A 6,287-nucleotide genomic window follows, 5' to 3' on the forward strand; every position below is an offset into this window, starting at 1 on the left:
GTCGAATATTTCGGACGCGATGAAATGGTCGAATACGGAACTGTTTTTGTGGTTGCCTACTTATTTGGCACGTTTTTACTATCGCCCGACCTGGACTTAAAAGCCAGTGACCCATTGAAAAACTGGGGAATCTTGCGTTTGCTGTGGCGGCCTTATTCCCATATTTTCAAACACAGAGGACTTTCCCATACGCCAATTGTGGGCACCCTGACCCGGGTACTTTATATTTTCATAGTTGTGTACGCGATCGCAGCTATAGCCAACGCATTCTTTGATCTGGGCTGGAAAATGTCGTTTGACGACTTGAAAGACCTGGATTTCAAAATCGCTATATGGGCACTTGCGGGGCTGTGTTTGCCCGATCTATTTCACATTTTGGCTGATCACACACTTAAAAACGCCCGTTGACTTCTGGTTTAGTGCCCCTTATATTGCACACCCCATAGCTCAAGACATTGGGAGGCGTGTTGAACTGGCAACGCAAAAATTTTTCAGTGCTGGTCATTCCAGACGATGGATCAAGAACCCTGAAGTTTAAACTCCGTTATCGCATGCTATTGGGGATAGGCTCGGGATTGGCCTTTGCGCTGTGTATGGTATTTATCGGTCTATTTTTTTTGTGGCGAGCCTCGTATTGGAAACACACTGCGCAAACGCTTGAACAGGAAAATGACCGCCTGTACGCCGACGTTGCCCGCGTGGATGAACTGGCGCAAGTGGTAACGCGCATGCAGGTCGGAGAACAAAAACTGCGTTCTATATTGTCAGGTCACATGGGCTTGTCGCCAATACCCGATGAAACACAGTACATTGAAGGATACTATGAAATAGCAACCCTATTGGTGCAAAACAAGCCGCGCGTTGGTCTGGAAATACACTGGATTCCCGCAATATGGCCTGTGCCCCCTTCTCTTGGGTGGGTGGCACGCGCATTTGAAGCGGGAGACAACTGCGTCAATGGGTTATCTCCGACGGGCGTATTGAAAAAACGCCATTCGGGGATTGATATCGCCGCCAGTGCAGGTACACCCGTGCAGGCCACAGCCAATGGACAGGTGACATTTGCAGATTTCGATCCCGAGTTGGGGCATATGGTGGTTATTGATCACGGTGGCATTTATACGACGCGGTATGGTCACAACCGCGCCCTGCTGGTCAAAGAAGGAGACTATGTCAGACAGGGGCAATACATCGCCCTGGTAGGCACCTCAACGCAAAGCCGTGAACCTCATTTACACTACGAAGTTATCGAAGGGGGACGGGCATGCAATCCGCACGATTTCTTACCTCGAAATTAGCGAAGATCAACAAACAAGACCACGTAGAAGCCATCAATACAATTGTGGGCGAAAGATCGGTTGTGGAAGGGCATTTTCAGATCGCCGATAGTATTCGCGTAGATGGGACTTTTCGCGGAAAAATCACGTCTTCTGGTTCACTGATCGTCAGTACTCAGGGCGAGGTAGATGCCGATTTGATCCAGGTAAAAGACGCGGTTGTTGACGGCTGTGTCAAAGGACCTCTGGATGCCTCGCACTCCGTAAGGCTTGGTCCCAGTGCTGAGGTTGATGGCGATATTACAACTCAGGTGCTGATCGTCGAAAAAGGTGCTGTATTGCGCGGGACATGCGCCGTAGCACCCAATGCTGTAGATATAAAAAAGCAGGAAGAGGACAAAGAGAAACAGGAAGAGGTCGATATAGAAAAACAAGAAGAGATGGCTATAGAAAAGCAGGAAGAAGTCGAGCAGGTAGCAGATTGATCGACACAACGATAGACAAAAAACGCGCGTTTATGACGCGCGTTTTTTTTATCCGGATAGTGGGGGACTGACCTGCTGATTCTGATAGCGACCATTGGGCAAAAGACGCCGCGCATTGTGTTGGCTGAGTTTCACCTCCATTAAAACATCATTGCCCTTGTAGTCCGTGTGCAAAACCTCGCCAATTCGATAGAGTTCTGACAGGAGTTTGCCCTCGTGTTGCGGAATCTGAACCACGAGTGTCAGACGGTCGCCCTCAAGGTGGTTGTAGATCGCCCACCGCAGGTCTTCGAGTCCATCGCCCGTCTCAGCAGAAAGCCAGACCGCGTCGGGATATGTCGCTTTTAGATATTTGCGTCTGGCCCGATCGTCTAACAGATCATTTTTGTTAAACACCATCATAGTCGGTCTATCGGCCACGTCGAGTTCTCCAAGCACCTCAATCACTGTAGCGACGTGTTCTTCACAAGCTGGATGACTGACGTCAACCACATGAAGCAAAAGATCGGCTTCGATTGCCTCTTCGAGAGTACTGTGAAAAGAAGCGATCAGATGGTGGGGTAATTTTTTAATAAAACCAACAGTATCGGACAAAAGAATATCGCGGTTATAACCGAGGGAGATGCGCCGCGTGGTGGAATCAAGCGTGGCAAAGAGCCGATCTTCGATCAACACATCAGCACCAGAAAGGGCGCGCATAAGGGTGGATTTGCCCGCATTGGTATAGCCGACAAGTGCTGCGCGAAAAATATCGGTGCGTTGTTTGCGGGCAATCTCGCGTTGTCTGGCAATGCGGCCAAGTGCCTGCTTGAGAATAGTAATGCGGCGATTGGTCGCGCGCCGATCCACCTCGAGCTGCGTTTCACCCGGACCGCGCGTACCCACCCCGCCAGTGCCACCAGTACCGCCAGCTTGCCGCGAAAGATGGGTCCATTGACGGGTCAACCGGGGCAACATATAGATAAGTTGAGCCAACTCGACCTGAGTCTGGGCTTCTCGAGTCTTGGCGCGACTGGCAAAGATATCGAGAATGAGTCGGCTGCGATCGATAATTTTAACTTCAAGCAGAGTTTCGAGATTGCGGGTTTGCGCCGGCGAGAGATCTTCGTCAAAAATAACGACTTGTGCATGGTGTTCTACGACCTGTTCGACGAGTTCTTCAGCCTTGCCGCGACCAATCAGGTACGCAGGGTCTCTGCGCCCACGTTCCTGAAGCACCTGCACGGCAACATCAACACCCGCCGTATCCGCCAAAAGGCCGAGTTCGTCAAGCGTGTCCTGTGCTTCATCAAGTGAGATACCAGGCAGCGCAAGCCCGACGAGTATGCCCCGCTCAATCGCGTGTTCTTTTGTGATATCGTACATAGTAGTGTTTAAGTAAGTGTGTTATTGCAACTCTCATGCATCCATCCGCGTGGATGCACTTTGGAATATCCCATCTAAATCGTCTTGAAATTCGGCCTTATAATAGACGCAATTTCTTCCGCCCGTTCCCATGACACAGTCACCTTCTGCTTCACACCCCCATCTTTTGGCTGTAAGGCAGCAATATGCGGAGGTCCACTCCCCCAGTTGCTCGACTTTCTGCGAGGTACAACGTGCATGTGAAAATGCGGCACCTCTTGCAAGCTGGCCATACCGTTATTCTGATAGACCGTAATCCCATCCAGATTGAAAGTTTTAACAAGCGCTTCCGCTGCTCTTCGGACCGTCTTTATAATTTCACCAGCCTCATCATCCGTCAAATCCAATATCGTCGGCGCATGGCGGCGAGGAACAACGAGAAGCTGTCCAATTTCAAACTGCCTGGGATTGAGCAACGCAAGCGTCTTGTCAGTAGAATGGATAACATGCCTGTTTTCACCGCGTCCAGCAACTCTTTCACAAAATGGACAGGGATCCCACGTCGGCATCTCAAACGGGGCAATAATATCACTCATCTTTCATCCTCATCTCGTCCGCTTTGCCTGGTCCCCTGATGGAAGCCTAACAAAGCATTTATATATGCAGCAGTAGATTTACGCAAGCGTTCAAACCGCTCTTTGGGAATAGGACCCTGATCTTCTTTAACACACAGGTCAGAAATGACGCGGACACCGACATATTTGATCTTATTAATCGCACAAACATCCACAATAGCCGCTGATTCCCAATTCACAGCTATAGCGCCACTCTCTGCGGCAATTCTATCTCGCACCTCGCGATCATAGACATCCATATCTCCGCAAATCACAGAAGATTTCCTGACCGTAGCGCCCGAGTTATTTTTTAATAAACACGTTGCGAACCTGTCTATCGAAGCGAAAGAGGCATTGAAAAGACGCGCTCGCCATCCATCTTGCTCGCTCTGAATCTCCGATCTATTTGGTACATCGTGCTCAGAAACACCAGTAACTACGACAATGTCCCCAATACTTAAAAAATCTACCAGGCCACCCGCAAATCCAAACTCGAAAAATGTATCTACCTGATATTTGTCTATGATCATCTGGCACATTGAAGCCGCTCGCACTTTGCCCATACCCGACTGCATAACAATCCACTTCTCATCTCCATTGCGCCATGCAAACTGCAACCTGCCATTCCAGTCAACCGAATCGCTCGCATCATGCCCCAGAACATCGAGAAGCGCCCGCGTCTCATCTGCATAAGCTGTCATAACGCACAGCTTTGAACTCATAGATCTGGCTCCATTTTTACCTTCACCTATTTTTACGAGCCTCCCATTCGCAACGCAATAACCCGCACCATACCATGTTTTTAAATTCATCTCTTAGATAGATATCCCGGCGCAGGACACCTTCACGGACCATGCCCAGCTTCTCCATTACTCGGAGAGAACCGACATTTCTCTCATCGGCTGTAGCGCGAATGCGATTCAAATCTGGATAGGCTGAAAACGATTCGTCGATAACAGCACCCACAGCTTCCGTAGCCAACCCTTTTCCCCAAAATCGACGGGCAATGCTATAGCCCATTTCGCCAACGCGATTATCAAAATCAAACCCAATATTGATTCCACCAATAACAGAACCAGCGTGTTCAATCGCCCAGGACACGCGTGTTTTGCGATCCTGCAACACTTGACCTGCTACAAATTTTTCGGCATCTGCTCTCGTATAGGGTTGGGGAACCGGGAGAAAGCGCGCCCATTCCGGATCAGATGCGTATAACAAAACATCTTCAACATCCACAAGGCTAAACACCCTGAGTATCAATCGGTCTGTTTTAATAAGTTCCGACAGCATTTCCATATCTCTCTTTTCCAGTCAGAGCACATCCTCATTCAACCACTTGAGAAAACTCTCGTCATTGGTGTACTCATAGGCAAAACCACCACAACCTCTGAACAACTCTGGCTCCTTGCTGCCATCTTCAATCAAGAGACTATTTCCATAGTGTATATCATCTCCCAGCGCCTTAAACGCAATTGGCCAGAGTACGCGCTTATCGAATTCTCCGTAATCGGAAGAATTGATAATCACGTCAAATATCTCGTCCAATCCATGCGCAGGAACAACGACATCTGAAAAAACATCCATATTGGCAGTTACAATCGCGGTTCGTCTCCCTTGACTTCTCTGCGCCAGTGCGAAATTCAAAACTGCCTCATTGAAGTCAAGGTCTTTGCACCCCAATTCCATAGTTTTCAAAACCGCAGAAATATCCATATTCGCATGATCGGAGACAATGGCTGCAATATCTCTAAGACCCAGGGCATTCGTCATCCACATCCTGCAGACAGGCCGATTGGCGAACACATGCTCTTGGATAATATCGTGCCATTCGGGACATTCAGGCGGGGATACCTTAAAATAGAGATCCGATGACAACGTAAAACCGAAATCGAAAACAACGCACTTGAACTTGCTCAGATCACCAACCTTCATTTCCCACACCTTTTGACTGAACTTTTGGAATAGTCTCGAAATAGTGAAGGCATCAATCTACAAATTGGGATTCAATAGCTCTGACAACACCAGGTACGTACTGCTCAAAGCCGTAATTTAGAGCGAAGAAAACAACAAAAAAGAGCTTTCGCTTTGACTCATAATCCACCCGCGTCCAGAAATCCTCTCCCAACAGCAATTGGTAGTGTTCAACCATATCCTCGGCAAACTGCTTCCCGAACCTGCGGTAAAACGTTGCGAAATCAGCAGCAGGATCGCTGATACTCAAATCGCCGAAATCAATCACCCCAACAATCCTCGAGTGTGCCGCATCAATCAAGACATTGTTGGTACCAAAATCCGAATGAGCAATGACATTCTGATATGTGGCAGACGCGACTTTCGGTATTGCTCGTTGGAAGTAGTCTTCGGCTTTCTCCCGAGTATGGCCTCGCAGGAGCGGAGACACGGCAGGCCACAATTCCCGCCAAAAATCTTTACCTCCAAATGGAGCATCCTTGATATGCTGGTGTTCGAATGCAACGGCGTGAAGACAAGACAGAAAATTGCCCAAAGCTTCTGCCGTAGCCTTTCTCTCCCTCTGACCGAGATTCTGAAATACTGTCTCAGAGAAC

At 48.7% G+C, this 6,287-nt stretch carries 9 protein-coding genes; 3 read left to right on the plus strand and 6 right to left on the minus strand.

Annotated features, from left to right (window positions below):
• The 3 genes from OXG87_03275 to OXG87_03285 form a co-directional block, all read left to right on the plus strand.
• On the plus strand, window positions 1-408 hold a 408-nt coding region (locus tag OXG87_03275), incomplete at its 5' end, for a metal-binding protein (GenBank protein MCY3868551.1).
• A gap of 59 nt (window positions 409-467) precedes the next feature.
• A complete protein-coding gene (locus OXG87_03280) occupies window positions 468-1,298 on the plus strand; it encodes a M23 family metallopeptidase (GenBank protein ID MCY3868552.1) in 831 nt (276 codons plus the stop codon).
• Window positions 1,265-1,762: a polymer-forming cytoskeletal protein gene (locus OXG87_03285; GenBank protein MCY3868553.1), complete on the plus strand. Its 498-nt coding sequence runs from the start codon at window positions 1,265-1,267 to the stop codon at window positions 1,760-1,762. Before OXG87_03280 ends, OXG87_03285 begins: the two co-directional genes overlap by 34 nt.
• Window positions 1,763-1,810: 48 nt before the next feature.
• Here OXG87_03285 and hflX read toward each other — a convergent pair whose 3' ends face one another.
• The 6 genes from hflX to OXG87_03315 all read right to left on the minus strand — a co-directional run.
• A complete protein-coding gene (gene hflX / locus OXG87_03290; GenBank protein MCY3868554.1) occupies window positions 1,811-3,127 on the minus strand; it encodes a GTPase HflX in 1,317 nt (438 codons plus the stop codon).
• 74 nt (window positions 3,128-3,201) lie between these two features.
• Window positions 3,202-3,702 (minus strand): HIT family protein, encoded by a 501-nt coding sequence (locus OXG87_03295; GenBank protein ID MCY3868555.1) that lies wholly within the window; start codon window positions 3,700-3,702, stop codon window positions 3,202-3,204.
• Entirely contained in the window at window positions 3,699-4,442 is a 744-nt protein-coding gene (locus OXG87_03300; protein MCY3868556.1) for a 5'-methylthioadenosine/S-adenosylhomocysteine nucleosidase, read from the minus strand. Before OXG87_03300 ends, OXG87_03295 begins: the two co-directional genes overlap by 4 nt.
• Window positions 4,443-4,464: 22 nt before the next feature.
• Window positions 4,465-5,010: a GNAT family N-acetyltransferase gene (locus tag OXG87_03305; GenBank protein MCY3868557.1), complete on the minus strand. Its 546-nt coding sequence runs from the start codon at window positions 5,008-5,010 to the stop codon at window positions 4,465-4,467.
• Window positions 5,011-5,031: 21 nt separating this feature from the next.
• A complete protein-coding gene (locus OXG87_03310; GenBank protein MCY3868558.1) occupies window positions 5,032-5,652 on the minus strand; it encodes a hypothetical protein in 621 nt (206 codons plus the stop codon).
• A 52-nt stretch (window positions 5,653-5,704) separates the two neighbouring features.
• On the minus strand, window positions 5,705-6,287 hold a 583-nt coding region (locus OXG87_03315; protein MCY3868559.1), incomplete at its 5' end, for an aminoglycoside phosphotransferase family protein.

The sequence above is a fragment of the Gemmatimonadota bacterium genome, assembly GCA_026706845.1.
Classification (GTDB): Bacteria; Latescibacterota; UBA2968; order UBA2968; family UBA2968; genus VXRD01.